General features: G+C 42.4%; 29 protein-coding genes and 3 riboswitches. Of the genes, 20 read left to right on the forward strand and 9 right to left on the reverse strand.

Annotated features, from left to right (window positions below; genetic code table 11):
* Nucleotides 1–145 precede the first annotated feature (145 nt).
* Complete coding sequence (locus NYE43_RS07345; RefSeq protein ID WP_024121153.1) at nucleotides 146–301, forward strand: hypothetical protein; 156 nt, start codon at nucleotides 146–148, stop codon at nucleotides 299–301.
* A gap of 2 nt (nucleotides 302–303) precedes the next feature.
* A complete protein-coding gene (locus tag NYE43_RS07350; RefSeq protein WP_024121154.1) occupies nucleotides 304–474 on the forward strand; it encodes a hypothetical protein in 171 nt (56 codons plus the stop codon).
* A 41-nt stretch (nucleotides 475–515) separates the two neighbouring features.
* Here NYE43_RS07350 and NYE43_RS07355 read toward each other — a convergent pair whose 3' ends face one another.
* The gene (locus NYE43_RS07355) at nucleotides 516–1,538 is read right to left on the reverse strand and encodes an acyltransferase family protein (RefSeq protein ID WP_341061428.1); all 1,023 of its coding nucleotides are present in this window, start codon (nucleotides 1,536–1,538) and stop codon (nucleotides 516–518) included.
* A gap of 253 nt (nucleotides 1,539–1,791) precedes the next feature.
* On the opposite strand from NYE43_RS07355, the gene NYE43_RS07360 reads away from it, so the two are divergent.
* From NYE43_RS07360 to NYE43_RS07370, 3 genes are all read left to right on the forward strand, one after another.
* A complete protein-coding gene (locus NYE43_RS07360) occupies nucleotides 1,792–4,008 on the forward strand; it encodes a PAS domain-containing sensor histidine kinase (RefSeq protein WP_024121156.1) in 2,217 nt (738 codons plus the stop codon).
* The gene (locus tag NYE43_RS07365; protein ID WP_268543638.1) at nucleotides 4,005–4,502 is read left to right on the forward strand and encodes a methylated-DNA--[protein]-cysteine S-methyltransferase; all 498 of its coding nucleotides are present in this window, start codon (nucleotides 4,005–4,007) and stop codon (nucleotides 4,500–4,502) included. The genes NYE43_RS07360 and NYE43_RS07365 overlap by 4 nt, the downstream gene beginning before the upstream one ends.
* Before the next feature lie 89 nt (nucleotides 4,503–4,591).
* The gene (locus NYE43_RS07370) at nucleotides 4,592–4,717 is read left to right on the forward strand and encodes a hypothetical protein (protein WP_024121158.1); all 126 of its coding nucleotides are present in this window, start codon (nucleotides 4,592–4,594) and stop codon (nucleotides 4,715–4,717) included.
* A gap of 35 nt (nucleotides 4,718–4,752) precedes the next feature.
* Here NYE43_RS07370 and mtnA read toward each other — a convergent pair whose 3' ends face one another.
* The 3 genes from mtnA to NYE43_RS07385 form a co-directional block, all read right to left on the reverse strand.
* A complete protein-coding gene (gene mtnA / locus NYE43_RS07375; protein WP_103671600.1) occupies nucleotides 4,753–5,814 on the reverse strand; it encodes an S-methyl-5-thioribose-1-phosphate isomerase in 1,062 nt (353 codons plus the stop codon).
* A 7-nt stretch (nucleotides 5,815–5,821) separates the two neighbouring features.
* Nucleotides 5,822–7,015, reverse strand: coding sequence for an S-methyl-5-thioribose kinase (gene mtnK, locus NYE43_RS07380; RefSeq protein ID WP_341061432.1), 1,194 nt, complete (start codon nucleotides 7,013–7,015; stop codon nucleotides 5,822–5,824).
* Between the two features lie 104 nt (nucleotides 7,016–7,119).
* Nucleotides 7,120–7,274, reverse strand: a riboswitch (SAM riboswitch).
* 83 nt (nucleotides 7,275–7,357) lie between these two features.
* The gene (locus NYE43_RS07385) at nucleotides 7,358–8,137 is read right to left on the reverse strand and encodes a carbon-nitrogen family hydrolase (RefSeq protein ID WP_341061434.1); all 780 of its coding nucleotides are present in this window, start codon (nucleotides 8,135–8,137) and stop codon (nucleotides 7,358–7,360) included.
* A 93-nt stretch (nucleotides 8,138–8,230) separates the two neighbouring features.
* On the opposite strand from NYE43_RS07385, the gene NYE43_RS07390 reads away from it, so the two are divergent.
* The 5 genes from NYE43_RS07390 to NYE43_RS07410 all read left to right on the forward strand — a co-directional run bounded on the left by NYE43_RS07390 (nucleotide 8,231) and on the right by NYE43_RS07410 (nucleotide 12,711).
* Nucleotides 8,231–9,427, forward strand: coding sequence for a pyridoxal phosphate-dependent aminotransferase (locus NYE43_RS07390; RefSeq protein ID WP_339236827.1), 1,197 nt, complete (start codon nucleotides 8,231–8,233; stop codon nucleotides 9,425–9,427).
* A 38-nt stretch (nucleotides 9,428–9,465) separates the two neighbouring features.
* A riboswitch (SAM riboswitch) is annotated at nucleotides 9,466–9,566 on the forward strand.
* Nucleotides 9,567–9,650: 84 nt separating this feature from the next.
* Nucleotides 9,651–10,868, forward strand: a complete 1,218-nt coding sequence (gene mtnW / locus NYE43_RS07395) for a 2,3-diketo-5-methylthiopentyl-1-phosphate enolase (protein WP_339236830.1) — start codon at nucleotides 9,651–9,653, stop codon at nucleotides 10,866–10,868.
* Entirely contained in the window at nucleotides 10,865–11,572 is a 708-nt protein-coding gene (gene mtnX / locus NYE43_RS07400; RefSeq protein WP_341061437.1) for a 2-hydroxy-3-keto-5-methylthiopentenyl-1-phosphate phosphatase, read from the forward strand. The genes mtnW and mtnX overlap by 4 nt, the downstream gene beginning before the upstream one ends.
* Nucleotides 11,530–12,159 (forward strand): methylthioribulose 1-phosphate dehydratase, encoded by a 630-nt coding sequence (locus NYE43_RS07405; RefSeq protein ID WP_105990711.1) that lies wholly within the window; start codon nucleotides 11,530–11,532, stop codon nucleotides 12,157–12,159. Before mtnX ends, NYE43_RS07405 begins: the two co-directional genes overlap by 43 nt.
* Nucleotides 12,160–12,174: 15 nt before the next feature.
* Nucleotides 12,175–12,711, forward strand: a complete 537-nt coding sequence (locus NYE43_RS07410; RefSeq protein ID WP_341061439.1) for a 1,2-dihydroxy-3-keto-5-methylthiopentene dioxygenase — start codon at nucleotides 12,175–12,177, stop codon at nucleotides 12,709–12,711.
* A gap of 40 nt (nucleotides 12,712–12,751) precedes the next feature.
* On the opposite strand, the gene NYE43_RS07415 is transcribed toward NYE43_RS07410, so the two are convergent.
* A complete protein-coding gene (locus tag NYE43_RS07415) occupies nucleotides 12,752–13,072 on the reverse strand; it encodes a YkvA family protein (RefSeq protein WP_217827077.1) in 321 nt (106 codons plus the stop codon).
* Between the two features lie 202 nt (nucleotides 13,073–13,274).
* Here NYE43_RS07415 and NYE43_RS07420 point away from each other — a divergent pair, with 202 nt between their 5' ends.
* Both NYE43_RS07420 and NYE43_RS07425 read left to right on the forward strand, forming a co-directional pair.
* Entirely contained in the window at nucleotides 13,275–13,532 is a 258-nt protein-coding gene (locus tag NYE43_RS07420; RefSeq protein ID WP_024121169.1) for an aspartyl-phosphate phosphatase Spo0E family protein, read from the forward strand.
* An 86-nt stretch (nucleotides 13,533–13,618) separates the two neighbouring features.
* Nucleotides 13,619–14,050 (forward strand): hypothetical protein, encoded by a 432-nt coding sequence (locus tag NYE43_RS07425; RefSeq protein ID WP_341061443.1) that lies wholly within the window; start codon nucleotides 13,619–13,621, stop codon nucleotides 14,048–14,050.
* A gap of 27 nt (nucleotides 14,051–14,077) precedes the next feature.
* On the opposite strand, the gene NYE43_RS07430 is transcribed toward NYE43_RS07425, so the two are convergent.
* On the reverse strand, nucleotides 14,078–15,598 hold the full coding sequence (locus NYE43_RS07430) for a PAS domain-containing sensor histidine kinase (protein WP_185848011.1): 1,521 nt from the start codon (nucleotides 15,596–15,598) through the stop codon (nucleotides 14,078–14,080).
* 192 nt (nucleotides 15,599–15,790) lie between these two features.
* Between NYE43_RS07430 and mhqR the strand changes: the two genes are divergently transcribed.
* The gene (gene mhqR / locus NYE43_RS07435) at nucleotides 15,791–16,228 is read left to right on the forward strand and encodes a MarR family transcriptional regulator MhqR (RefSeq protein ID WP_024121172.1); all 438 of its coding nucleotides are present in this window, start codon (nucleotides 15,791–15,793) and stop codon (nucleotides 16,226–16,228) included.
* Between the two features lie 39 nt (nucleotides 16,229–16,267).
* Here mhqR and motB read toward each other — a convergent pair whose 3' ends face one another.
* The 3 genes from motB to clpE form a co-directional block, all read right to left on the reverse strand.
* Nucleotides 16,268–17,053, reverse strand: a complete 786-nt coding sequence (gene motB, locus NYE43_RS07440; protein ID WP_024121173.1) for a flagellar motor protein MotB — start codon at nucleotides 17,051–17,053, stop codon at nucleotides 16,268–16,270.
* Nucleotides 17,025–17,840, reverse strand: a complete 816-nt coding sequence (gene motA, locus NYE43_RS07445; protein ID WP_024121174.1) for a flagellar motor stator protein MotA — start codon at nucleotides 17,838–17,840, stop codon at nucleotides 17,025–17,027. Before motA ends, motB begins: the two co-directional genes overlap by 29 nt.
* Nucleotides 17,841–18,216: 376 nt before the next feature.
* Complete coding sequence (gene clpE, locus NYE43_RS07450) at nucleotides 18,217–20,316, reverse strand: ATP-dependent protease ATP-binding subunit ClpE (RefSeq protein ID WP_341061446.1); 2,100 nt, start codon at nucleotides 20,314–20,316, stop codon at nucleotides 18,217–18,219.
* Nucleotides 20,317–20,681: 365 nt separating this feature from the next.
* On the opposite strand from clpE, the gene NYE43_RS07455 reads away from it, so the two are divergent.
* The 7 genes from NYE43_RS07455 to NYE43_RS07485 all read left to right on the forward strand — a co-directional run bounded on the left by NYE43_RS07455 (nucleotide 20,682) and on the right by NYE43_RS07485 (nucleotide 26,363).
* Nucleotides 20,682–21,722, forward strand: coding sequence for a YkvI family membrane protein (locus tag NYE43_RS07455; RefSeq protein WP_101865223.1), 1,041 nt, complete (start codon nucleotides 20,682–20,684; stop codon nucleotides 21,720–21,722).
* A 212-nt stretch (nucleotides 21,723–21,934) separates the two neighbouring features.
* A riboswitch (PreQ1 riboswitch) is annotated at nucleotides 21,935–21,979 on the forward strand.
* 128 nt (nucleotides 21,980–22,107) lie between these two features.
* Nucleotides 22,108–22,767 carry a 7-cyano-7-deazaguanine synthase QueC gene (queC, locus tag NYE43_RS07460; RefSeq protein WP_341061448.1) on the forward strand — a complete coding sequence of 220 codons (660 nt, stop codon included), beginning with the start codon at nucleotides 22,108–22,110 and terminating at the stop codon, nucleotides 22,765–22,767.
* A 1-nt stretch (nucleotide 22,768) separates the two neighbouring features.
* The gene (gene queD, locus NYE43_RS07465; RefSeq protein ID WP_024121181.1) at nucleotides 22,769–23,209 is read left to right on the forward strand and encodes a 6-carboxytetrahydropterin synthase QueD; all 441 of its coding nucleotides are present in this window, start codon (nucleotides 22,769–22,771) and stop codon (nucleotides 23,207–23,209) included.
* Nucleotides 23,202–23,933 carry a 7-carboxy-7-deazaguanine synthase QueE gene (gene queE, locus NYE43_RS07470; protein ID WP_024121182.1) on the forward strand — a complete coding sequence of 244 codons (732 nt, stop codon included), beginning with the start codon at nucleotides 23,202–23,204 and terminating at the stop codon, nucleotides 23,931–23,933. The genes queD and queE overlap by 8 nt, the downstream gene beginning before the upstream one ends.
* Before the next feature lie 17 nt (nucleotides 23,934–23,950).
* Nucleotides 23,951–24,448, forward strand: coding sequence for a preQ(1) synthase (queF, locus tag NYE43_RS07475; RefSeq protein WP_024121183.1), 498 nt, complete (start codon nucleotides 23,951–23,953; stop codon nucleotides 24,446–24,448).
* 488 nt (nucleotides 24,449–24,936) lie between these two features.
* Nucleotides 24,937–26,136, forward strand: a complete 1,200-nt coding sequence (locus tag NYE43_RS07480; RefSeq protein ID WP_198097635.1) for a glycosyltransferase family protein — start codon at nucleotides 24,937–24,939, stop codon at nucleotides 26,134–26,136.
* 11 nt (nucleotides 26,137–26,147) lie between these two features.
* Nucleotides 26,148–26,363 (forward strand): LysM peptidoglycan-binding domain-containing protein, encoded by a 216-nt coding sequence (locus NYE43_RS07485; protein ID WP_198097634.1) that lies wholly within the window; start codon nucleotides 26,148–26,150, stop codon nucleotides 26,361–26,363.
* The last annotated feature ends 68 nt before the right edge of the window (nucleotides 26,364–26,431 follow it).

A 26,431-nucleotide genomic window follows, 5' to 3' on the forward strand; every position in this document is an offset into this window, starting at 1 on the left:
CATCTGCGGTGTTTTTTTATTGCCAAAAAAAAGATGTGTGACCCGGGACCAGTTGGAGAACCTAACATAAACAGCTGCAGTTAATCAGCTGGCCTGCATTTTCAAGCGAAATAAAAATTAGAAAATACTGGCGAGGAGGATTTCTATGAAACGTAAGGCTGAGGTCGATGAAGCCATAAAAAATAACAATACACCGACTGAGAGTATGGACAGAAATGCATATAAGACTCAATATCACGACGACCCGAATTTCCGAGGGGCCAATCGCAATTCCAAACAAGGTCAGCAAGGAGGCGCGTGATCATGAAAAAGAACCAGCACAGCAAAGACATGCAGAATCATAAAAAGCCGATGAATAAGAAGGTGCTTGAGGAAGAATTCTCAAGTGAGCTTGGGGATTACAACGCCGGGAAAATCATTGAAACCCTTGAAGTAACAAAGCCGAAAAAGAAAAAAGAGAAAAAACAAAAATAAAAAACACCTCTTAGGCGGCATGCCGCCTAAGAGGTGTTATGCTATTTTAAATAGGCATTTTTGCTGCTTCCTCTGACTAGCTGCAGCAAGCCTGTCATTCTCAGTTCAATGAACGGCTGAGCAACCGTTTTGACGAAATTGCTTGAGAGAATGGAGGTAAGGGCTGCAGTTAAGAGCAGCAGGATGACTAAGTTTTGATAGTCAGTGAGTCCATCCTCAAGCCCGACCTGCCTGAGTGTTTTAATGATAAATCCGTGGAGCAGGTATACGTAAAATGTCCTTGTTCCCCACTTAGTAAAGAAATAGCGTTTTTGCGGAACAAGCGCTAAAAAGCTAAAGGTTGCCGCAAAGGCAAGTACATACCAGCCGATTCGGGAGAGGCCGCTTGCCAAGGTGACATCGCCAAATGATGAGTACGGCTTAGAGCCGAACAGCCATGAATAGTCAAAATCGATGCCCCAGCAGATGACAAATACGGCGGCGAGCACACCGAGCGCAATCTGTTTGCCTCGTTTTGATCTCAGTAAATCAAAGTGATGTTTATTCGAGTAAAATCCGACAAGGAACATCGGCAAGAATACAAATGTCCGGGACAGGCTCAGTGTGCTGCTGACAAAGTCGAGATAGCCGATCAGCACGGCGATGCCGCAGCTGACAAACAGCGCCCAATGCTTAGAAAGCTTTGAAAAAGGATAGAGCAGGATATTCCAGAAAAATAAGCTTACCAGAAACCATAACGACCATTGCGGATCAATCGGATTCACATTTGTCATGCTTTCGTCTTGAATGATGTAATAAAAGACGGAATAGATGCTTTGGAAAATCAAATATGGAATAATCAGCTTGATCGCCAGCTTTTTCACATATCCGGCGCGTTTAAAACCTTTGGCGAAATAACCGGATACAAGAATAAAGGCAGGCATGTGGAACGTGTAAATGAACTTGTAGAGGTAGAGCATAAAATTGTTATCATGAATAAAAGATCGAAGAATATGACCGAATACAACAAGGAATATCAATAAGAATTTTGCATTGTCAAAATAACTGTCTCGCGATTTACTCATAGCATCACCTTCTCTTTAAATCAGTCACTAAAAGATTATTCCCTGTTGGTATTTATTTTAAAATAAAAGATCAAAAAGGATTTGAAAAAACGTCTGATTGTTAGGACGATGTAAAGTGACGGTAAGGATCGTTGAAAATGTCTTCTTTATGTAATCACGCTGAAATTTTCTGAAATGTATAGGGCGAATGAAGGAAGTTCATGCAATATGTAGAAATATTGAGGGATAGGTTTTGAAGAAGGAGTGTTTACGCATGGAAACTCTCGATGTCGAGACAAATTCAGATCTGAAAGAGGAACTGAAGCGCCTCAAACAAGAAAATGATCGGCTGAAAAAGGAATTACATCAGCATCAAGTGATTGTAAACAATACGCTCGATGCTATTTTTATATGTGATAATGAAATGAAAATCGTGCAGGCAAATGAAGCAACAGCGAGGATGCTTCAAGTAGATGCGGAAGGTTTGAAAAAGCGTTCCGTTTTTGATTTTTTGTTTTCTATTCCAAAGGATGAGCTGGACCTTTCCGTAAAGAAGTTTTTTAAGAAAGGTTTTCTGTGGAAGGAGGTTCCGATCAGGCTGGACAGCGGAGCGACAAAATATATTGAGTTTCTTGCCAAAAGAGGGATTGGCGAGGATTTCTTTTTTGTCGTTATGAGAGACATTTCTTCAAAGAAAATTTTGGAGCGGGAATTTTCCATGAATGAACAGCTTTTTAAGGACTTGTTTGACAGAGCTGTCGACGGAATCGTCTTATTTGATAAAGACGGCGGCTTTATTGATGCCAATCTGTCCTTTTGCAAAAGCTTTGAAATCGACCAGAATGAGCTGTCACATTTGTCGCTGTATCAATTCATAGACAGCGGATCGCGAAAAGATTTCGATAATATTTGGCACACGCTTTATCGAAAGGGAAAAGCAAAAGGCGAGCTGCCTGTCAGGCTTCGTTCAGGAGATCAGAAGCTGTTTGAATTTACGATTACGTCTAATATCATCAGCGGTTTTTATATGTCGATTATGCGGGATATCACAGAGAAGAGGTCCATGGAGCTCCAGCTATTTAAAAGTGAGGAGCGCTTCAGAGAAATTTTTGAAAACGCCATGGACGCCATTATCATCTGGTCGAATGACGGAAGAATCGTTAAGGCCAATCAGTCAGCCTGTAAAATTTTTGAGCTGCCGATGAATTTGCTGTTAAAAAGAAAGCTGTGTGATTTTCTCGTAGACTCTCAGCAGAAATACAGCTTGACGAAGAGAAAATATGCAAAATACGGTGAGATCAGAGAAGAGATGCTGTTTCAAATGGGCAACGGGCAGTTCAAAGAGCTTGAATTCACTTCAAAGCGGACAATACTTGAAAACCAGCACTTAACAATTTTAAGAAATGTCAGTGACCGAAAGCGGATGGAAAAGGAGCTTCGGGAAAGCGAGCTCAAATTCAGAAAAGTGTTCAACGGCTCAATGGACGGCAACGTATTATTCGACAATCAGTACCGAATCATCGACGCCAACCCGTTAGCGAGCAATATTTTGGGCCTGCCGCATGAAGAACTGAAAAAACACAGCCTGCTTGATATTATTTCTTCCTATGAAATAGAAAATCTGGCATCGCCCGCAAGGCAGATTAATTTCGATGAAATGGACAATGAGATTCCATTTTTGCTGAGCAGCAATGATAATCGAAAACTAGAATTTTCGTTTAAACGAAATATTATTCAAAATATGAACCTGGCTATCTTTAAAGATGTCACAGAGCGAAAAGAACTGGAAGAGCGTCTTCGCAAATCTGATACTCTCCATGTCGTTGGAGAACTCGCTGCCGGTATCGCTCACGAAATCAGAAATCCAATGACAGCTCTTAAAGGCTTCATTCAGCTCCTGAAAGGGAGTGTGGAGGGAGACTATTCTCTTTACTTCAACGTCATCACCTCAGAATTAAAGCGCATCGAATCCATCATCACAGAGTTTTTAATTTTAGCCAAGCCCCAGGCTATCATGTATGAGGAAAAACATGTGACACAAATTATGAAAGACACATTAGACCTTCTTAACGCGCAAGCCAATCTCAGCAACGTACAAATGCATCTGGATTTAGTCGGAGACATTCCGCCGATATACTGTGAACCGAATCAGCTGAAACAGGTTTTTATCAATATATTAAAGAACGCCATCGAAGTCATGCCTGACGGCGGCAATATTTATGTGACGATCAAAAAAGCTGATCAAGATCATATTCTTATATCTTTGAAAGACGAAGGAGTAGGAATCACAGAGGATAAATTAAAGCGTCTAGGAGAACCATTTTATACAACAAAGGAACGGGGAACTGGACTCGGGCTTATGGTAAGCTATAAAATTATTGAAGAACATCAAGGCAAAATAATGGTGGAAAGTGAAGAAGGAAAGGGGACTGTTTTCCATCTTACACTTCCCGTCAGGCAGAATTTTGAAGAAAGAAGGTTAGACGAATGAATTACTATACGACAGCGGAAACGCCGCTCGGGGAGCTCGCGATTGTCGAGGAAGAAGGCAGCATCACCCGTCTCTTCCTCAGTAAGGAAGATTTGATGCAGTGGAAAGAATCTGTTGAGAATACGGAGCAGTTGGAGACGGCTTTTTTGGCAGAAGCGAAAAAGCAGCTTCTCGAATATTTTGCGGGAGAAAGAAAGATATTCTCACTGCCATTGAGCCAAAAGGGCACGCCTTTTCAGCAAAAAGTATGGGAGGCGCTTGCCATGATTCCGTATGGCGAATCACGAAGCTATGCTGACATTGCCGTAGCGGTCGGAAGTCCGAAAGCAGTACGCGCTGTCGGACAGGCAAATAAACGAAATGACCTGCCGATATTTGTCCCGTGCCACAGAGTGATCGGCAAAAACAGCACGTTAACAGGGTATGCCGGAAGCAAAACTGACATCAAAGCTTATTTGCTTAGCATCGAGCAAATCTCCTATAAAGAAAAATAAAACATATGGCACGTTCCCTTTTTTCGCCGCCGACATATGATTTTACTAAGTTAAAAAAGTTGGTCTGATGAAAGAGGAGGACAAAGCAATTGAAGCCGAGCCGCTCTGAGAAAATTGCCGTTTTTGCCGAGCTGCTTGTAAAACTGCATATCTTATCCAGCGCTCAAAAAGATGAAATAATCGATATGAATATGAGCAAACAAAAAAACCGCTGACTCGGCCCAATATGAGCAAAGTCTTCAGCGGTTTTTTAATGAACCTTTTCGCCTGTAAACAGCTGTTCAATTTCTTCTTCATAGGAACCGGTCATAATCCCTTTTTCAGTGATGATCCCAGAAATAAGATGGTGTGGTGTAATATCAAAAGCAGGATTAAAGACAGGCACTTCAGCCGGAGCGGTTCGGACGCCGGAAATGTTCCTGACTTCTTCGGGGTCCCGTTCCTCAATCGGGATATCAGCCCCGCTTTTTACTTTTGTGTCAAAAGTAGATAAAGGTGCTGCTACAAAAAACGGAATATCGAAGGCGTTTGCTAAAATAGCAAGTCCGTAAGTGCCAATTTTATTCGCGGTATCTCCGTTCTTTGCAATTCGGTCCGCGCCGACGATGACGGCAGAAATTTGTTTTTCTTTCATCGTATGGGCTGCCATGCTGTCCGTAATCAGAGTGACGTCAATACCGCCCTGCATCAGTTCCCAAGCAGTAAGCCGTGACCCTTGAAGAACCGGTCTGGTTTCACAAGCATAAATATGAAGCCCCAAATCCTTTTGTTTCGCCAAATAAAACGGGGCAAGCGCGGTTCCATAGCGGCTTGTCGCGATAGAACCGGCATTGCAGATTGTCATAATCTTGTCGCCTTTTTTGAAAAGCTGAAGCGCGTTTTGGCCGATCATACGGCACGTTTCTTCATCCTCGACTTGAATCTGAATCGCTTCATGGACAAGATTGGTTTTTGCTTCATTTACAGAAATGGCGTTTTGAATTGAATGGCTTAGTCTCTCGAGCGCCCATGATAAATTGATTGCTGTCGGCCTTGAACTGTTCAAATAATTTTTGATGTTATCCAATTCGCAGCGGAATTCCGCCACATTATCAGTTTCGATGTTTTTTGCCGCCAGCGCGAGCCCAAATGCTGCCGTAATGCCGATCGCCGGGGCTCCTCTAACTTTAAGTGAGACAATCGCGTCAAATACTTCTTCTTTCGTTGTCAGCTCCAAATATTCCGTAACATCAGGAAGCTTTTGCTGATTTAAAATCTTAATGGCTGTTTCTTTCCATTCAACAGAACGCGGAACAGCAAATGAATTGGTCATGGGTGAATCATTCCTTTACAAGTAACTTAAAACATTCAATAACATCCGTTATGGTTTTTAATTGTGAACGTTTTTCGATGAAGGCAGTACCGGTTTCCAGCGCCAGCCGTTTTCTTTCGATTCGCTTATTAAACGGTACGATTGTATCCAGATCTGCCACATGGGCAAGACCAACGGTGCGGCGTATCAGTTCGCAGCCGGCAAACCCAATTGTCTCTTCAAAAATATGGCTGAGTGTATCAGCGAGATAACCGTCGATTTTGGCATACACATCGAGACTGTATTTCTCCCAGGCTTCACTGAATGTTGTTTGAAACGTGTCCCACACTTGTTTTACATGTTCATATAATGGCTCTCGATCAGCACCGTCACGGCTGAGTGCATTTAACAATAAGTTGGCGATAAATTGGCCAACATCAAAACCGATTGGTCCGTAAAAAGCGAATTCAGGATCAATCACCTTTGTCTCAAGCTCGCTGGCAAAAATGCTTCCTGTATGCAGATCGCCATGAATCAGCGTTTCGGCAGATGTTAAAAATGACTTTTTCAGCTTAGCCGCTTCAACTTTGACCTTGTCATTTTTCCAAAGCTTTTCAACATATGGACGAAGCTCTTCCTCAAATTCATTTGTATCATGATCAAAGAAAGGATCTGTAAATACGAGTCTTTCGGTAATATCGCAGAGCTCAGGATTTGTAAATTGTTTAACAAGCTGTTTTTTTACCTTAGGCTCAAGTGCGTAATCAGAAGAGTAAAAAAGCGTTTTTCCTAAAAATTCGCCAATGTCTCGTGACAGATTTGGATAAACTTCACCTTCAAGAAGTCCTTTTCTGGCGATCTTTAGATGTGAAAGATCCTCCATGACCGTAACCGCCAATTCAGTATCTGAATAGTAAACTCTCGGTACGAGGTGAGGGACGTGTTCACCCTGACGGATCAGTGCGCTGCTTTCGATTCTTGCCCGATCGATTGTCAGCGGCCAGCTTTCCCCGACAACTTTTGCATAAGGAACCGCCTGTTTAATGATCAAAGCCCTGTCATTTTCTTGGTCATAAATTTGAAAGACGTAGTTTAAATTTCCGTCGCCGATCTCCTGGCATGTCAGCGTGCTTTTGCTTTGAAATAAGCCGAGTTTCACCGCCAGTGCGACAGCGGAGCTTTCATTTAACGTTTCGTATAAAGGTGTTTTTGTGACTGCCATCGTCATTACCTCCAGTTATGTAATATCTTGTTATGTGTGCCGCGAATGGCCGTAAAAAAGCCTCCTTCTCAGAGAGAAGGAGGCTTAACAATCATGTCCCGCCTCTCTTATCTCTCAGATCAAATCTGATGGAATTAGCACCGTGCCTTACGAGACCTCAGTCTCGGCGCCAAGAAGATGCGCCCCATTTCACAATGGAATTACGGTCGGTTGCTGTTGGGGTCAAAAGGCCAATCCCTCGCCCAACTCTCGATAAGAGAATATATTCACTTGTTAAACAATTCTAATTTATCAGTTGATGAACATAGTAACAGGTGTGTGATTGAATTGTCAATATATTTTTTAATATAAATCTTTTCTGATATCATCGAAAACAGGAATTTTTCCCCGCACCTCAACGCTTTCTTGAAGGTCAATTTCCGCTCTGACAATGCCTTCTTCACGGCCGCCCTCGGCCAATATGCGTCCCCAAGGGTCAATAATCATGCTGTGCCCGGCGAATTCATTATCGGGATTAGATCCTGTGCAATTGCAGGCAGCGACAAAGCATTGATTCTCAATAGCCCTCGCAATAAGCAGGCTTTTCCAATGATCAAGACGGGGCAGAGGCCATTCCGCAGAAATGAACAGCACGTTAGCGCCTTTAGTCGTATGTTTTCTGATCCATTCCGGAAAACGGATATCATAACAGATCAGTCCTGAGCTTTTGACGCCTTCAAGCTCGAAGTATCCGTCCGCGGAACCGGCTGATAAATACTCATGCTCATCCATCAGCTGAAAAAGATGGGCTTTGCTGTACTCTTTAATGATTCGTCCTTCCTTATCTGCGATGAACATTGTATTATAAACATCAGAACCCTTTCTGACAGCAACAGATCCTGCGACAATATGAACCCCGTGTTTTTTTGCGGTTTTTTGCAGCCAGCTTTGAGCAGTGAGCCCGTCTTCATCAGCAAGCTGATCAAGTTTGGCAAGGTCGTAACCAGTCGTCCATAATTCAGGGAGAACAAGAACGTCAGCATTTTTACTCTCTTTTTCAATTAAAGATTCAGCCTTTTTTATATTTTCTGAAGGTTTTCCGTATGAAATATCAAATTGAAGACAAGATATGGTCCATTTCATTTTTTAACACCCCATATTTTTCTTTACTTTTTTCATTTAACCATATATGATACTGGACTATCATTTCAAGATTTTTTTAGAAGGTGAAAACAGATGAAATTTGAACATTCTCAAGTGCTGCAGGAACTGCCTAAACAATTCTTTGCTTCTCTTGTGCAGAAAGTGAACCTAAAGCTGAAGGAAGGACATGATGTCATCAATTTGGGGCAGGGGAATCCGGATCAGCCGACGCCCGAGCATATTGTTGAGGAAATGAAGCGAGCCGTTGCTCAGCCTGAAAATCATAAATACTCCTCATTTCGAGGTTCGCACAGTCTTAAATCAGCAGCGGCTGCATTTTATAAAAGAGAATACGGCGTTCAGCTTGATCCGGAAACTGAAGTAGCCGTATTATTCGGCGGGAAAGCCGGTCTTGTCGAGCTGCCGCAATGCCTGCTAAATCCGGGGGATACGATTTTGGTTCCTGACCCTGGCTATCCAGATTATTGGTCCGGTGTCACGCTTGCGAAAGCGAATATGGAAATGATGCCGCTCACTAAGGAAAATGCGTTTCTTCCTGAATACGCAAGCATTTCCCCTGACGTAAGAGAAAAAGCGAAACTGATGTACTTGAATTATCCGAATAATCCGACTGGAGCCGTCGCTACCGCAGAATTTTTTAGAGAAACGGTGAGTTTTGCGAAAGAAAACGAAATCTGTGTGGTCCATGATTTTGCTTACGGTGCAGTGGGCTTTGACGGACACAAGCCTTTAAGCTTTTTGCAGACTGAAGGCGCTAAGGATATCGGAATAGAAATTTACACGCTGTCCAAAACATATAATATGGCGGGCTGGCGGGTCGGTTTTGCAGTTGGTAACGCCTCGGTCATAGAAGCGATCAATCTTTATCAAGACCATATGTTTGTCAGTCTTTTCAAAGCAACCCAGCAGGCTGCCGAGGCGGCACTTTTATCTGAGCAGACATGCGTAGCGGAGCAAAATGCCCGGTATGAAAGCAGGCGCAACGCTTGGATAGCGGCATGCAGGGAAATTGGCTGGGATGTAACAGCGCCTGCGGGTTCATTTTTTGCGTGGCTGCCGGTGCCTGAAGGCTATAGCTCTGAGCAATTCTCAGATTTCTTGCTTGAAAAAGCGAATGTGGCGGTTGCAGCAGGAAACGGCTTTGGTAAATATGGCGAGGGGTATGTCAGAGTGGGGCTCTTAACGAGTGAAGCTAGGCTTAAAGAAGCAGCTCATCGAATTGGCAAACTAAACCTGTTTACCCAAAAAAGCATTGACAAGATTCTTTAACGGTGGGATAATTCAAAATAATTTATAAAATCTATATTTTCTTATCAAGAGCAGGCAGAGGGACGAGCCCGATGAAGCCCGGCAACCGACTTGTAAAGCACGGTGCTAATTCTTGCAGCTGGCGGCTGAGAGATAAGATTCGGACGAGAAACGAAACCTCTTTAGACGCATTGCTGTTTGAAGAGGTTTTTTATATGGGTTAAAAAATGAAAGGAGCTCTGGCATGAGTGAATTATTAGCAACATATCTCCTGACCGAGCCGGGAGCCGACACGGAGAAAAAAGCAGAACAAATCGCAACTGGATTGACGGTGGGCTCTTGGACTGATCTGCCTCTGGTGAAGCAGGAGCAGATGCAAAAGCATAAGGGACGGGTTGTAAAGGTCGAGGAGAGAGAGGGACATCTTGCATCAGGGAAACAAGCGGTTATCACAATTGCTTATCCCGAGGTAAATTTCTCACAGGATATTCCGGCATTGCTGACAACTGTGTTTGGCAAGCTGTCGCTGGACGGAAAAATCAAGTTAATAGATCTCGAATTTTCTGAAGCGTTTAAGCGAACACTTCCGGGCCCGAAGTTTGGCGTATACGGCATCCGGAAGATGCTTGGAGAGTTTGAAAGACCGCTGTTAATGAGCATTTTTAAAGGGGTCATCGGAAGGGACCTGAGTGATATTAAAGAACAGCTCAGGCAGCAGGCGCTAGGCGGGGTTGACTTAATCAAAGACGATGAAATTTTCTTTGAGACGGGTTTAGCACCTTTTGAAACAAGAATTACAGAGGGAAAACAAATTTTGAAAGAAACATACGAGCAGACCGGCCATAAAACGCTGTATGCAGTGAATTTGACTGGTAGAACGGCTGAGCTTAAAGATAAAGCAAGACGCGCTGCTGAATTGGGAGCGGATGCGCTTTTATTGAATGTCTTCGCTTACAGTTTGGACGTCATGCAAAGCCTTGCGGAAGATCCGGACGTATCAATCCCCATTATGGCGCACCCAGCAGTCAGCGGGGCATTTACATCCTCACCGTTGTACGGGTTTTCCCATGCTCTTTTGCTTGGAAAATTAAACCGATATTGCGGCGCTGACTTCAGTCTGTTTCCTTCTCCATATGGTTCAGTTGCGCTTCCTAGAGAAGACGCGCTGGCGATTCATGAAGAATGCGTAAGAGAAGATGCCTTTAAACAGACATTTGCCGTTCCGTCCGCCGGTATTCACCCTGGTATGGTTCCGCTTCTCATGCGTGATTTTGGCATCGATCATATTATTAACGCCGGAGGAGGCATACACGGACATCCAAACGGCGCCCAAGGCGGGGGCAAAGCGTTCAGAGCTATTATTGATGCGGTTTTGGAGGCGGAGCCGATTGAAGAAAAAGCCGGTCAATGCGAAGATTTGAAGCTTGCGCTTGATAAATGGGGAAAGGCTGAAGCCGTATGACGACTCAAAAACCGTTAATTATATGTGATTTTGATGGAACCATCACGATGAACGACAACATTATAAACATTATGAAAACATTCGCTCCGCCGGAGTGGACGGCGTTAAAAGACGGCGTGCTCTCCAAAACGATGTCGATCCAAGAAGGCGTCGGACGAATGTTCGGCCTTCTGCCGAGCAGCTTAAAAGAGGAGATTACGAGATTCGTATTAGAAGACGCAAAAATCCGGGACGGCTTTCGGGAATTTGTCGCATTTGTTAACAAGCATGAACTCCCGTTTTATGTCGTAAGCGGGGGGATGGACTTTTTTGTCTATCCGCTGCTTGAAGGAATTGTTGAGAAAGATCATATTTATTGCAACCGTGCGTCATTTGAGAACGAATTCATTCATATTGATTGGCCTCATTCTTGCAAAGGCACATGCACAAATCAATGCGGGTGCTGCAAGCCGACTGTTATGAACGAGCTTTCTGAGCCTGATCAATATATCATCATGATCGGTGACTCCGTTACCGATGTAGAGGCGGCAAAGCTGTCTGATCTTTGCTTTGCAAGGGATTATTTATTAAATGAATGCAAGGAGCATCATCTGAATCATATCCCATACCATGATTTTCACGAAATAAAGAAAGCGATTGAAGACGTAACGGAGGTAAAGAAATGGCTGCAAAACAAGAGCGCTGGCTCGAGCTTGCTGAAGTAAAACGGGAATTGGCAGAAAGAGATTGGTTTCCGGCGACAAGCGGCAACCTGTCCATCAAGGTTTCTGATGAGCCATTGCAATTTCTCGTAACGGCGAGCGGAAAAGATAAACGAAAAGAAACGGATGAAGACTTCCTGTTGGTGGATCAGAACGGAGAGCCTGCCGAAAGCGGACATCATCTGAAACCGTCAGCAGAAACGCTTTTGCATACGCATCTGTACAATAAAACAAATGCCGGATGCTGTCTTCATGTTCATACGGTCAACAATAACGTCATCTCAGAGCTGTATGGAGATCAAAATCAAATCACTTTTAAAGGTCAAGAAATTATAAAAGCGCTTGGCCTGTGGGAAGAGAATGCAGAAGTGTCCATTCCAATTATAGAAAATCCGGCTCATATTCCGACTCTCGCAGCGCTTTTCGCGGATCAGGTTACTGGAGATTCAGGAGCTGTCCTTATCCGGAACCATGGCATTACTGCTTGGGGAAGAACAGCATTTGAAGCGAAAAGAGTGCTTGAAGCATATGAATTTTTATTCAGCTATCATTTGAAGCTGAAAACACTCCAGCATCAGCTGGTTAAATAAAAGGGGGAACCGCAAATGGCAACAATTCGAATTCATGATGATGCAAATACAACGATTGAAAATCAAGAGGAAGTGGCAAGCTTTCTGGACAGCCAAGAGGTGATCTATGAGCAATGGGATATCGCCAAGCTCCCTGAACAGCTTTCAGAAAAATATGTCCTGTCTGAAGAAGAAAAACAGCAAATTCTTGACACCTTCGACGCTGAAATTAAAGATATCTCAGCCCGCCGCGGCTACAAAGCCCAAGATGTTATTTCTTTGTCTGACGCAAATCCGAAACTGGATGAACTGCTTGAAAACTTTAAAAGAGAACATCACCATACAGACGATGAAGTCCGTTTTATTGTATGCGGACACGGAATTTTCGTCATTCAAGGCAAGGACGGCACATTTTTTGATGTCCGTTTAAACCCTGGAGATTTAATCTCGGTGCCTGAAAATATCCGCCATTATTTCACACTTCAAGAGGATCGAAAAGTTGTGGCGGTGCGGATCTTTGTTACATCTGAAGGCTGGGTTCCGATTTATGAAAAAGACAGCGTGAACCAATAAGAAGAAAAAGCCCCGTCCATAAAGGCGGGGCTTTTTTTGCTTATCGTAAACGCCATTCTTCGTATTGGGACATTTCTTTTTTGACCAGCGTCCAAATCAAACCGAGAACGGCAGCATCGTCAAGAATTCCTAAACCGAGCACGAAGTCCGGAATCATATCAATCGGCATGATGATATAAAAGACAGCAGCTGTCAGAAGCAACAGTGTTTTAATCTGTGAGCGGGGATAGTCACCGTTTCGCCAATCGCGAAGCATTTGACAAAAGATCGTGATATGATTGATTAATTTTTTGCGGGTTTTCCTTTTCAGAATAGCTTTTCCGCCTGCCGCACCGAGCATTATCGCTTTTTTTTTCTTCATTTAGCATTCCTCCTGCCTGCCGGTGTGTTTAAGATGATCTTCGTCTGGGTATTGTTCTTCTAATCCTATCAATATATCTATTATAAATGAAAAATTAAGTTATTTAATAAAAATATGTTTACAAATAAAGTATAATCTGTAATAATGCACAATAACCCAATCAAACTTGTTTCCTATTTCTTAGCGGCGAGGGGTGAATTGAATGGGCTGTTCTTCTGAACAAGAAAGATTGCTGGTGTCTATTGATGAAAAAAGAAAGTTAATGATAGACGCCGCTAGTAAGCAGGGATTTACAGGGCATGACACAATCAGGCACAGTCAGGAGCTGGATTCTTTAATGAACGAATACCACCAGCTCATGCAAGAAAACGAACATTCCAAAGGAATTCAAGGCCTTGTGAAGAAATTAGGCTTGTGGCCCCGAAGAGACGTCATGCCTGCATATGATGCACATAAATAGCGGCGCTATCTGATGCATATATAAAGAGAGAGCTTTTCAGAAGCGCTCTTTTTTTCTGGGAAAATTTCATACGAAAGAGGGAACTGATGAAAGAACTGGCGGTAGTCATTACTGAAATGATAAACCAATTTCATGATGCTTTTATTTCGATATGCGGGATGCTTGGCATTCAATTAACCGACAAAGAAATGCATTTTTGGGTAATTGGAATATTTGGCATCTTCTTTTTCGCTGTCACTCACGCTGTATTTACATGGCTTTCTAAATGGAGCTTGACGGCTTTGTCCTTTATCTATACCGTAACGATCATCATTGTTATCGTATTTGCAATTGAGATTCAGCAAAAAGTGACCGGACGGGGAAATATGGAGTTTTTAGATGCAACGGAAGGGTTAAAAGGCTTTTTGGTGTTCTTTTTCATCTTTTTGTTTTTGAAAATGCTTTTGCGTTTGATCCGATTCTTCTTTTCAGGAGGAGCTGTAAGCAAGGAGAATGAAAATACCCGTTCACGAAAATAAATAAGCCCTCCTGAGACTGTCAGGGGGCTAGGAAGAGGAGACGGGGAGGGTAATGGTAACCTCGGTTCCTCTTCGTACTTCACTTTCTATATGAATGGAACCTCCGTACATCAGCACGATCCGTTTACATACGACAAGCCCGAGGCCGGTTCCTTTTTCTTTAGAAGTGACAAATGGAAGAAAGATATGATCCAGCATTTCCTGTGATATCCCTTCACCGTTATCCATCACTTTTATAATGGCCTTTTTATCAACTGCTCCTAAGGAAATTGTGAGTTTGCCACCTTCCGGCATAGACTCAAGGCCATTTTTCGCAACATTCAAAATGACTTGTTTAATATGATCTTTTGTACATTTTACTTTTAGCGGTTTATCAGTTAAAAATTTTAACTCTACCTCCACATTATATAAATTTCCTTCAGAATAGATGATCGGCATAATTTCTCCGATAATATCCTGAAGCGAGTTAAGCTCCCATTTCTCAGCTGTCGGTTTTCCGAGAACTAAAAACTCACTCACAATTTGATTGATACGTTTAATCTCCTGGTCGATAATTGAAAAATACAGCTGGTCTTCTTCACCTTTATATTTCTTTTGCAGCAGCTGAATAAAACCGCTTATGCCGGTGAGCGGATTGCGGATTTCGTGAGCCGTGCTGGCAGCAAGCGTTCCGATCAGCTCTAATTTTTGCTGCTCATTTTCCGTGCGTTCCAGCTGGGTCCGCCGCTTCAGCAAATAATAAAGTACAAGAATAAAAAGAATATTCAGCAAGACTATAATACAGGAAAGAGGGAGCACAAGGCTTTTACTCAGCTCCTCTATTGTGACAGGATTCGGATATACTTTCATATTCCAGCTGATATCATCAAGATAACCGCTGACAGGTTTTTGATCTCTTGCGTGAGAAGCCTGTCCGCTTGAGAAAATCATTTTGTTATTTTCGTTCACAACCTCAATATAGACATCAGGGCTCAGCAAGTTAATCAGGTTTTGCAGATAGTCAATTTGTATAGCTGCCACAAGATAATCTGTGACATTTTTCTTTTCATCCAGCACGGGAACACAAATTGTAAAAATCGGCTGGCCTGTGATCCTGCTTGAATAGCTGTCTGTAATGACAGTCTTTTTTGTTTTTTTCGCTTTTGTAAAAAAGGATCTGTCGGCCAGATTGACTTTAGTTTTTAATTCTGTTGCGCTGGCAGTGACATCTCCTTTAGCATTGAGAAAATAAAGACCGGAAAACCTTGGTTCGGAATCAAACGTTTTTTCCAAAACAGTTTTCATTTTATTCATATCTATCGGTCTGTCGATAGCGATAGACAAGGACGTCATTCTCGCTTTTGTTTCCCCGATTAAATAATTTATTTTGTTGCGGTGAAGGTTCAGCATAACACTGGCTTCTTGCTTATGTTCTGCAGCTATTGTTTCTTTTTCTTTTTCATAGACGAAAAAGCTTATGACGAGTGCCGGAATCACTACTAGTGCAATGTAAAGCTTAATTCTCCCGCAGGCGCCTTTTAGTATTTTCAATTTGCATCGCTCCAACATACACCTGATTAGAGGTATTATATCATTGTTTCTTCTTGTTTAATAAGAAAAAATAACCAAAATAATTAAGAAAAATATGTTGTTCACATGAATAATAAAAAAGAAGAGAAATATTGGAAAGATTTTTATTGACATTTCGGTATTTGTTTATTAATGTTTCTCTGTAACGGTTTCTAAAAGGATGATTGAGACATGACAGAAAAATCACTGAAGTTATTTATCGTGCTGTCACGCGCGTATCGGTCTATTAATGATCATATGAATAAGCATATTCATAAGCATGGACTGAATCCTACTGAATTTGCTGTGCTGGAGCTGTTATATCATAAAGGTGATCAGCCGCTGCAGCAGATAGGGGATAAAATACTCTTGGCCAGCGGGAGCATCACCTACGTCGTAGATAAGCTTGAGCAAAAAGAGCTCCTTATTCGGAAAGCGTCGCCTACAGACAGACGAGTAACATTTGCACAAATTACCGAAAAAGGCATCAGTCTTTTGGATGATATTTTCCCTGATCATGCAGCTGAAATTGATGAAATGATCAGCGTATTAAGCGAAGAAGAAGTTGAAATGTGCACTGAAATGTTAAAAAGAGTAGGATTAAACGCAAAACAGTTTCATAATAAGTAAAAAAAGGAAGCCTTGTGATAGATCAGGCTTCCTTTTTTACTATTTTTCATTTGTTTCCGCTGCGCCTCTTGGCAAGATGAGAACCTCAACCCGCCTGTTTTTGCTTCGGCCTTCCGCAGTTTTGTTGGAGGCCACCGGTTTATACTCACCATAGCCTTTGGCACTAAACACTTTGGCATCGAGCTTAGGGTTCTCAATCAGAAGCCCCATGAAGTTTACGGCTCTCATCACACTTAAATGCCAGTTGGACTGAAATTCTGAATTTCTAATCGGCATATTGTCTGTATGTCCGCTGATAATGATGTTTCTCGGCGGATTAATCACAAGAAGGTTTGAAATCTCTTTTGCAAGCGGAATGTCTTCCTGGCGGATGGTCGCTTTTCCTGAATCAAAGAAGATGCTGTCTTTAATCGTGATCAGCAGGCCTTCCTTAGTCATCTTTGTTTCCAGCTGATGCTCCAGCTTTTTATTTTTAATGAACTTTTCCACCTGGCTCTGCACGTTTTTAAGTTCTTCTTGATCAGCTGCTTTTTCCTTTTCTTTCTTGTTTTCCTTTTTCTCTTCTTTTTCCTTTTCCACTTCGTCGATTCCGTCTGACTCATTTTTAGGAGGGGTGACGCTGGAATAATCCAATACGCCGGTCCCGCCTGTAAAGACTTCATTAAATGATTTTGAAAGCATTTGAAATTTAGCTGCGTCAATCGAGCTGCTCGCGTACAGCACAATAAACAATGCTAGGAGAAGGGTAAGGATATCGGCGTAAGGAACCAGCCATGATTCATCAACGTGCTCGTCCTCATGCTTCTTCTTCTTTTTTCTCGCCATTTTGCGCCTCTCCTTCTCGTTCTGCAAATTTCAAACGGTCCTTCGCAGGAAGGTACATTAAAAGTTTCTGCTCGATCACTTTCGGTGCCTGTCCTTCTAAAACGGACAGGACGCCTTCAATCATAATTTCACGGAGCTTGACTTCCTGTTTTGACTTGCGTTTTAATTTGTTTGCAAAAGGATGCCATAATACATATCCCGTAAAGATACCGAGAAGGGTGGCTACAAAGGCTGCACTGATGGCGTGACCAAGCTCATCTGTATTGTCCATATGAGAAAGTGCGGCGATCAGTCCGATAACAGCACCGAGCACCCCAAGTGTCGGCGCGTAAGTTCCCGCCTGTGTAAAAATAGCGGCTCCGGCCTGGTGTCTTTCCTCCATCGCTTCAACTTCTTCAGTCATGATATCTCTGATAAATTCTGCGCTTTGCCCGTCAACAGCCATGCTGAGACCGTTTTTCAGAAACGCGTCATCTACATTTTCAATACTTGCTTCCAAAGCCAGCAGGCCTTCACGGCGTGCAAGCTGAGCCCATTCAGAGAACATAGGAATGAGTTCTTCTATTGTCAGCTGTTTGTTTTCTTTAAATAGCACACGGAACAGCACAGGCACTTTTTTGATTTCTTTCGTTGGGAACGCAATGACTACCGCTGATATCGTTCCGGCGATGATTATTAAAATGGCAGCGGGATTTGCAAGAGCAGCGAAACTGACGCCTTTCAGAACCATTCCCACACTCAATGCAACAAAAGCAAGAATAATACCGATAATCGAAGTTTTATCCATAATTTTCACCAAATCCTTTTTTACTAGCTTGTCTATGGTTAATATCGGTATCAGTGTCTGGAACTTTAGGGACATTGTGAAATTGTTCATGAAATATTCAAGGAAGATACATAGAAGGGAGAAATAAACAAACGCAGGCTTTTCAGCATGAAAAAGGCCGCGGGTTTTAAGGTGCCGGGATTGATTGGTGCGTATCTGATTCTCTAAACGGTTTTCGTATAACAATAGAAATAAATATTCATTATAGATAAACATGCTCCATCCCTCCTTAAAGAAAGAAGGAGATGAGCGCTTCAGGGGATGGAATGACATGTTCTCGGACGAGAGAAGGTTTTCACATAAAAAGCGGCTTCCCTGAAAAGGAAGCCGCTGATTTTTATTTTGCCTGAACTTTGATGTTATCATTTTCTACTGTGACGTGAAAACTTGCAATCTCGTTATTGTCAAGCAGCAGATCAGTCATTTCGTCCTCAACCCATTCCTGGATCGTTCTTCTGAGCGGGCGCGCACCGAATGAAGGATGGTAACCCAGCTCAGCGATTTTTTCTTTCGCTTCATCTGAAACACTCAAGCTGATGCCTCGTTCTGCCAATGTTTCTTCCAATTCTCCAAGAAGAAGGCTGACGATTTTGATCAGATGCTTTTTTTCAAGGGAACGGAATTCGATGATGCTGTCAAATCGGTTGAGAAACTCAGGTTTAAAGAACATGCTGAGTGAATCAATTAATGTTTGTTCTTCAATCACGCTGTCTTCTGATTGGAAACCGACTTTCGTTTGTTTTTCACCAGTGCCTGCATTGCTTGTCATAATAATGACGGTGTCTTTAAAGCTTACGGTTCTGCCTTGGCTGTCCGTTAAGCGGCCGTCCTCCATAATTTGCAGGAACATATGCTGAACATCTGGGTGCGCTTTTTCAATCTCATCAAGCAGCACGATGCTGTATGGATTGCGGCGCACTTTTTCCGTTAATTGTCCGGCTTCCTCATGACCGACGTATCCAGGCGGTGAACCAATAATTTTCGATACGGCATGTTTCTCCATGTATTCACTCATATCGAGACGGATAATGGCATCTTTCGTACCGAATAATTCATCCGCCAGGGTTTTAGAAAGCTCTGTTTTCCCTACGCCGGTTGGTCCGACAAAGAGGAAGGAGCCGACTGGTCTGTTTTTTGATTTTAAGCCGGCGCGGCTGCGTCTGACCGCTTTTGCCACTTTTTGAACAGCCGCTTCTTGTCCGATGACGCGTTCGTGAAGCTTTGCTTCAAGCTCTTTCATTTTTGTTTGCTCATCTGCCTGCAGTTTTCCCACAGGAATGCCTGTTTTTTGTTCTACGATATCCTGAATGTGCTCAGCTTCCACTGTGACGGCGGAATGTGAAGAAGAGCTGTTCAGTTTTTTCTCCAGTGCGATTTCTTCATCACGGAGTTTTGCTGCCAATTCGTAATTCTCTTCTTCCAGCGCTTTTGTTTTTTCTGCTTCAATTGCAGTCAGCCGTTCAGCTGCATCTTCATCATTCAAATCATCAATTAACAGGTTGGCTTTAGATCCAGCTTCGTCTAATAAATCAATCGCTTTGTCCGGCAGATGTCTGTCCTGAATGTAGCGTGATGATAAAGTGACACAGGCTTTCAGTGCTTCATCGCTGAATGTCACGCCATGGTATGCTTCGTATTTGTCTTTAATTCCTTGCAGAATGCTGATCGCTTGTTCAATTGTAGGCTCCTGCACCATGACAGGCTGAAAACGTCTTTCCAGCGCAGCATCTTTTTCAATTTGGCGGTATTCTTTCAGTGTTGTCGCTCCGATAACCTGCAGCTCGCCTCTGGCAAGAGCGGGTTTGAGAATGTTACCTGCATCCATTGAGCCTTCGGCAGAGCCTGCCCCAACGAGAAGGTGAATTTCATCAATGAAAAGAATGACATTTTTGCGCTCTTTCAGCTCAGTGATCAGCTGTTTCATTCTTTCTTCAAATTGACCTCTGATGCCAGTGTTTGCAACAAGGGATGCGACATCAAGCAAGTAAAGCTCTTTGTTTTTCAATTTATTTGGAACAGCGCCTTCAGTGATTTTTAAAGCGAGCCCTTCTGCAATTGCTGTTTTCCCTACACCAGGCTCTCCAATCAGAACCGGATTGTTTTTGTTGCGGCGGTTAAGAATCTCGATCACACGCGCAACTTCTTCATCACGGCCGATGACGGGATCAATCAGACCGGCTTTTGCGCCGTTTGTAATATTTTGCGCCAGTTCATCAAGCAATCCTTTTTTCTCGCTTTGCTTAGCTGCGCTTTGTTCTTTCAGCTGGAATGCTTGTTCAAACGGAAAACCGAAAGATTGAGGACCCATGCTCATTGAAGGTTTACGGGTCAGTTCGTGATAGCAAGTTTCACATAAAACCATTTGTTTATGAACGGAATTTATTTGCATGTTAAGGCGAATCGTCGCCTCGTTTTGATGACAGTGTTGACAACGCATTTGCCAAAACCTCCTTATAAAATTTGATCATCTTTGACCAATCGGTTTAGAAAAAAAGGCCGACTTATTTGACCTTCTTTGACTATTAGTATACGCCAGATTCACTGGCTTTCAAAACCATTTGCTCAAAGCGGTCTTGTTTTTGACTAACTTTGACCAATGAAACAATATAAAAAGACGGCTGGTTTGACCTTCTTTGATGAATAGTATACTCTGACCTTTTTTGACTTTCAAGGCTTTTGCTCAAAAATATTTTTGAATTGTTTACACAGTAAAACATGTTTTGTTCGTCTTTTCAAGGAACTTGTCTCATAGGCTATAAAAAGGCTAAAAGGACAATACTGCGGTTGGTTCGGAGGGGAGAAATGGAACAATCAAAAGGGTCTGCACATCAGCTCGCTTTTGTGTATGTAGGCACAGTCGTCGGAGCGGGATTTGCAACTGGCAGGGAAATTGTTGAGTTTTTTCTGAAGTTCGGCTGGTTCGGATTGCTTGGTATTATTATAAGCGGCGGGATGTTCACGTTTTTAGGCGCAAAGCTGATGATCATTTCAAAGCGAATCAATGCCAAGTCCTATCAGGAAATGAATATATACTTGTTCGGGGCGGCTGCCGGACGGATTATCAATGTCTTTATGCTGTTCGTTCTTCTCGGTGTCACATCTGTCATGCTGTCGGGGGCAGGAGCGCTTTTTGAGGAACAGCTTGGGATGTCCGCTCAGATTGGAATGCTGATCACAATTGGATTAAGTTTGATTGTGATGACAAGAGGAGTAAAAGGCATTTTCGGTGTGAATGTGTTTGTTGTACCGCTTTTGATTATCTTTTCTATGATTGTGGTGGCCGATTCATTTATTTTCAGTGAGACGCGGAATACAGCTCAGTGGGTGTGGCCGCATCGATGGGACTGGCTATTATCAGCAGTGTCGTACGGAGCCTTGAATTTATCGCTTGCCCAGGCTGTTTTGGTGCCGCTGGCGAATGAAATGTCTTCGGAACAGGTGATAAAAAAAGGCGCTTTCATCGGCGGTACAATGCTGACAATTGTGCTTTCCGCAAGTTTTTTATCTTTGTCGATGCTCCCGGATGTATTTTTGTACGATATTCCGATGGCTCAAGTGGTTTACCTCTTCGCGCGATCTGTACATTTGATTTATTTGTTGATTATATTCGGCGAAGTGTTCACATCGGTGATCGGAAACCTTTATGGGCTGGAAAAACAAGTGAAGAGCTTTCTTCCTATAAAAAGTAAATATATTTTTGCGGCAATAATGATTACGGCTTATATCACGAGTCAAATCGGCTACGGCAAGCTCATTTCAACCATTTACCCACTGTTTGGCTATGTGAGCTTGGCTTTCATAGGCGCTTTGGTCTGTAAAAAACTCCCCCGGCGCAGTTTGTAATCACAATATTGAAACATATATAATAATGAAGCAAATGTTTATGTTAGACCCTGCGCCAGCCGAAACGGATCTTAATTAGGTATTTTCGCTGTGTAAAAGGATCAAGGCGGAAAAAATGAGACAGGCTTTTCGGCTATCTTTTTTATTGTCAATAAAAACAACATTATGGTAAGATAGCAGAAGTGAAAAATTGAAGAAAATCCGTTCGATATGCGGGAGAGGTTCTAGCTACACCCTCTATAAAAAACTAAGGACGTGCTGTATCCTTGGATACGGCCTTTTTTATGTTTTTCTAGAGCACCTTTCCAAAAAGGTGTTTTTTTATATTTAACAGTTGTAGCGATGTCTCTCGCCGAGATTTTTATAGCGGAGAAGGAGAGGAATCATGAAAAAGGAAAAAGCAATTGTCGTATTCAGCGGCGGCCAAGACAGTACCACATGTTTACTGTGGGCGTTAAAGGAATTTGAGGAAGTGGAAACTGTAACTTTTCATTATAATCAGCGTCATTCGCAGGAAGTTGAAGTGGCGAAGGAGATTGCGGATAAGCTTGGTGTGAAAAATCATTTGCTTGATATGTCACTTTTAAACCAGCTTGCGCCTAATGCCCTGACGAGAAATGATATAGAAATTGAAGCAAAAGACGGCGAGCTGCCATCAACATTTGTTCCAGGCCGTAACTTAGTATTCTTATCTTTTGCGTCTATCCTGGCGTACCAAATTGGCGCCCGCCATATTATCACGGGCGTTTGCGAAACGGATTTCAGCGGCTATCCTGACTGCCGTGATGAATTCGTTAAATCTTGCAATGTGACGGTTAACCTGGCCATGGAGAAGCCATTTGTGATTCATACACCGCTCATGTGGCTGAATAAGGCGGAAACGTGGAAGCTTGCAGATGAGCTTGGCGCGCTTGATTTTGTGAAAAACAACACGCTTACATGCTATAACGGCATCATCGCAGACGGCTGCGGCGAATGTCCGGCATGTCATCTTCGCTCCAGAGGCTATGAAGAGTATATGGCGATGAAAGGAGAGCGGGCATAAATTGTTATCTCAAATATATCCACAGGTCCAGCATCCTTATTCATTTGAATTGAATAAGGACATGCAAATTTCTGCTGCTCATTTTATTCCGCGTGAAAGTGCGGGAGCGTGCAGCAGGGTTCACGGGCATACGTATACCGTAAATATTACCGTTGCCGGTGATGAGCTTGACAATTCCGGCTTTCTCGTGAATTTCAGTGTGCTCAAAAAGCTGGTTCACGGCTCATATGACCATACGCTTTTAAATGATCATGAAGAATTTTCTAAGGACGACCGGTATTCACTGCCGACAACTGAAGTCGTGGCGAAAACGATCTATGACAAAGTGCAGGCTTATTTAAACACACTCGAGAATAAACCAAGCTGTGTGCAGGTGTTTGTCCGTGAAACACCGACCAGTTATTGTGTATACCGTCCGAAAAAGGGTGGTTTGAATGGCTAAAGGAATTCCTGTATTAGAAATTTTCGGCCCGACGATTCAAGGAGAAGGCATGGTGATCGGACAGAAGACAATGTTTGTCCGCACGGCCGGCTGTGATTACTCCTGCAGCTGGTGTGACTCCGCCTTCACGTGGGACGGATCTGCTAAAAAAGATATTCGCTGGATGACAGCCGAGGAGATTTTTTCAGAGCTTAAGGAGATTGGGGGAGACGCGTTTTCCCACGTAACAATCTCCGGCGGAAACCCGGCGCTGTTAAAACAGCTGGATGCTTTGATAGAACTGCTGAAGGAAAACAATATCCGTGCAGCTCTCGAGACACAGGGGACAGTCTATCAGGATTGGTTTACACTGATCGATGATCTGACGATTTCACCAAAACCGCCAAGCTCGAAAATGGTGACGAACTTTGATAAGCTGGATCACATTTTGACATCACTGAAAGAGAATAACAGACAGCATGCTGTCAGCTTGAAGGTTGTCATTTTTAATGATGAAGATCTCGAGTTTGCCAAAACTGTACACAAACGCTACCCGGGGATACCATTTTATCTGCAAGTCGGTAATGATGATGTGCATACGGCAGACGACAAATCACTCATTGCACATTTGCTTGGAAAATATGAAGCGCTCGTTGATCAGGTAGCTGCCGATGCGGAGCTGAATCTTGTCAGAGTGCTTCCGCAGCTGCATACCCTGTTATGGGGCAACAAACGAGGAGTTTAATAGAAAGGAAGATAAATATGACGACAAGAAAAGAATCAGAATTAGAAGGTGTAACACTGCTTGGCAACCAAGGAACAAACTATTTATTCGAATATGCGCCGGACGTGCTCGAATCCTTCCCGAATAAACATGTAAACCGTGATTACTTTGTAAAATTCAACTGCCCTGAATTTACATCTTTATGTCCGAAAACAGGGCAGCCTGACTTTGCAACAATTTACATCAGCTATATTCCTGATGAAAAAATGGTGGAGAGCAAATCACTAAAACTGTACTTGTTCAGCTTCAGAAACCATGGAGACTTCCACGAAGACTGCATGAACATCATCATGAATGACTTGATTGAATTAATGGACCCGCGCTACATTGAAGTATGGGGCAAATTCACGCCAAGAGGCGGAATTTCCATTGATCCGTACACAAACTACGGAAAACCTGGCACGAAGTATGAGGAAATGGCCGAGTACCGTATGATGAATCATGACTTGTATCCGGAGACGATTGATAATCGCTAATGAGAACCCACACTAAGTCCAATAAAAGTGTGACCTAGTGTGACTTTTATGCAGTGAAAAGTTGATATTGCAGAGGTAATTTAAGACGTACAAATGTGTACGTCTTTTTCTTTTATGCAAAAATCAATATATTAACGTAAGTTTTTTTGGCAGAAAGTCTAGCGAAATCAAAGGAAAGTATTTTGTAGATCGCTTTCTTTTCTGTGGGGCATCCGCACAAGCTATTAAATGATGATTATAATTTTTATTTCTCATTATATATGGATGGCGTATCCGGCAATACCGAAAGTATTTTTCAGCTTCTGTTATATTTTTTCGTGTCGACGAGAGAAACGATTATTTTTCGTTCTCTTAGAATGTAATTTTTCAGGAAGCTATTACGTCATCTCATATCTGAACGTTTTGTATAGACTAGTACCGTCACAAGTTATATTACAAATACATACCAATAAGTAGACATAAAAAAGTGAAAGAGAGGACGAACATGTGTGAAAATTCTTTTTCTAGAGAGTCATCCTATGTGGCTCTATGGTTTACCGAATGGGTTTAGTGAAGCAGGCCATACCGTAATGATTTCGGGCCCTGTAAGTCGGGAAAATGTTACTGAAATGATAGAAGAATTCAAACCAGATCTAATCGTATCTATGGGTTGGACACCAGAGCATTCAAGGGAAAAGCAAGCCTGGATCCGCAATGCTACTAAAAAGGTGAAGATCCCCCTCGTTTATTGGGCAACTGAAGACCCGCTGCACACTCAAAACTTTACTATCCCGTTAATTAAAAAGATGAAACCGGATTTTGTTTTCACCGTTACACCTTCTCTGTGTAAAACTTATGAAAGGATGGGGATAAAAGCGGCTCATTTAGACTTTGCATATCACGAAAGTATACATCATCAGATTAAACCATTGGACAAATATAGCTGTGATATAGCGGTGGTGGCTAATGCTTACCCTAATTTTCTTGAAGAACATCCGGAAGTGTTCCGCTCATCCTCTTTAAAAACGCTTATTCGTCCTCTCATACAAAATGGTATTCGCATTGATTTTTGGGGGAAAAATTGGGAGAAAATGAGCAAACATATAGGAAGAGAAATTCCCCGGAATTGGATTCATGGATACCTTGATTATACTGAAGCATATAAAGTTTACAGTTCAGCAAAAATCATTCTCGGTTTGCAAAACTGTGAAAGCCAGCTTACGCAGCGCACCTATGAGATTCTTGGTTCCGGAGGGGTTTTATTGACATCGGATACACCAGCAGTTCGAGGTAAATTCAAACCTGGCCGCGATCTCATCGTTTCATCTTCCCCACAAGAAACATTTGAAAAGGTTAAATACTATTTGAATCATGATAGCGAGAGAAAGAAGATTCGGATAAACGGTAAAAAGGCTGTAAAGAATGATTCCTATCGGCATAGAGCTGAGAGAATGCTTGAGGTGCTAAAAAGCAGAGGAATCTTAAGAAACCTAGAGGAAACCATTCATTATGTTGATGTTCTCAAAGAAAATTACGTGATCCATCATGTTGCTCCCGGTGAAACATTAACGAAAATCGCCATAAATTACAATATTCCCCTTAAACAAATCATGGAGCTAAATCATTTCAAATCAGATCAGATATATGCGGGACAAATCATTAAGATTAGAAAGAAACGGTCTAGAGATGTTAAAAATAAATTTTTCTAAAGGAGAGTAATATGAATGAAGGGGAAAAAACCAAAACAGAAGTGAAAAGAACGCCTCTTTATATGGAATTTCCCGTGACATATGAAGTATATTGTGTGGAATCCGGCGATACATTATGGACGATTTCAAAATCCTTTAATATTCCGGTACAACAACTTATGAATCTTAATAAGCTTTCTTCAGATAGAATTTATCCCGGACAAATGATAAAGATAAGAGAAAGGTAATTTATGAGGTTTCGGAAACGAAACAAATTGGAATGATCAATCTTCATATTTTATTTGTTAAAACTTGA

Source organism: Bacillus sp. FSL R5-0434, from assembly GCF_038004745.1.
Taxonomy (GTDB): Bacteria; Bacillota; Bacilli; order Bacillales; family Bacillaceae; genus Bacillus; species Bacillus halotolerans.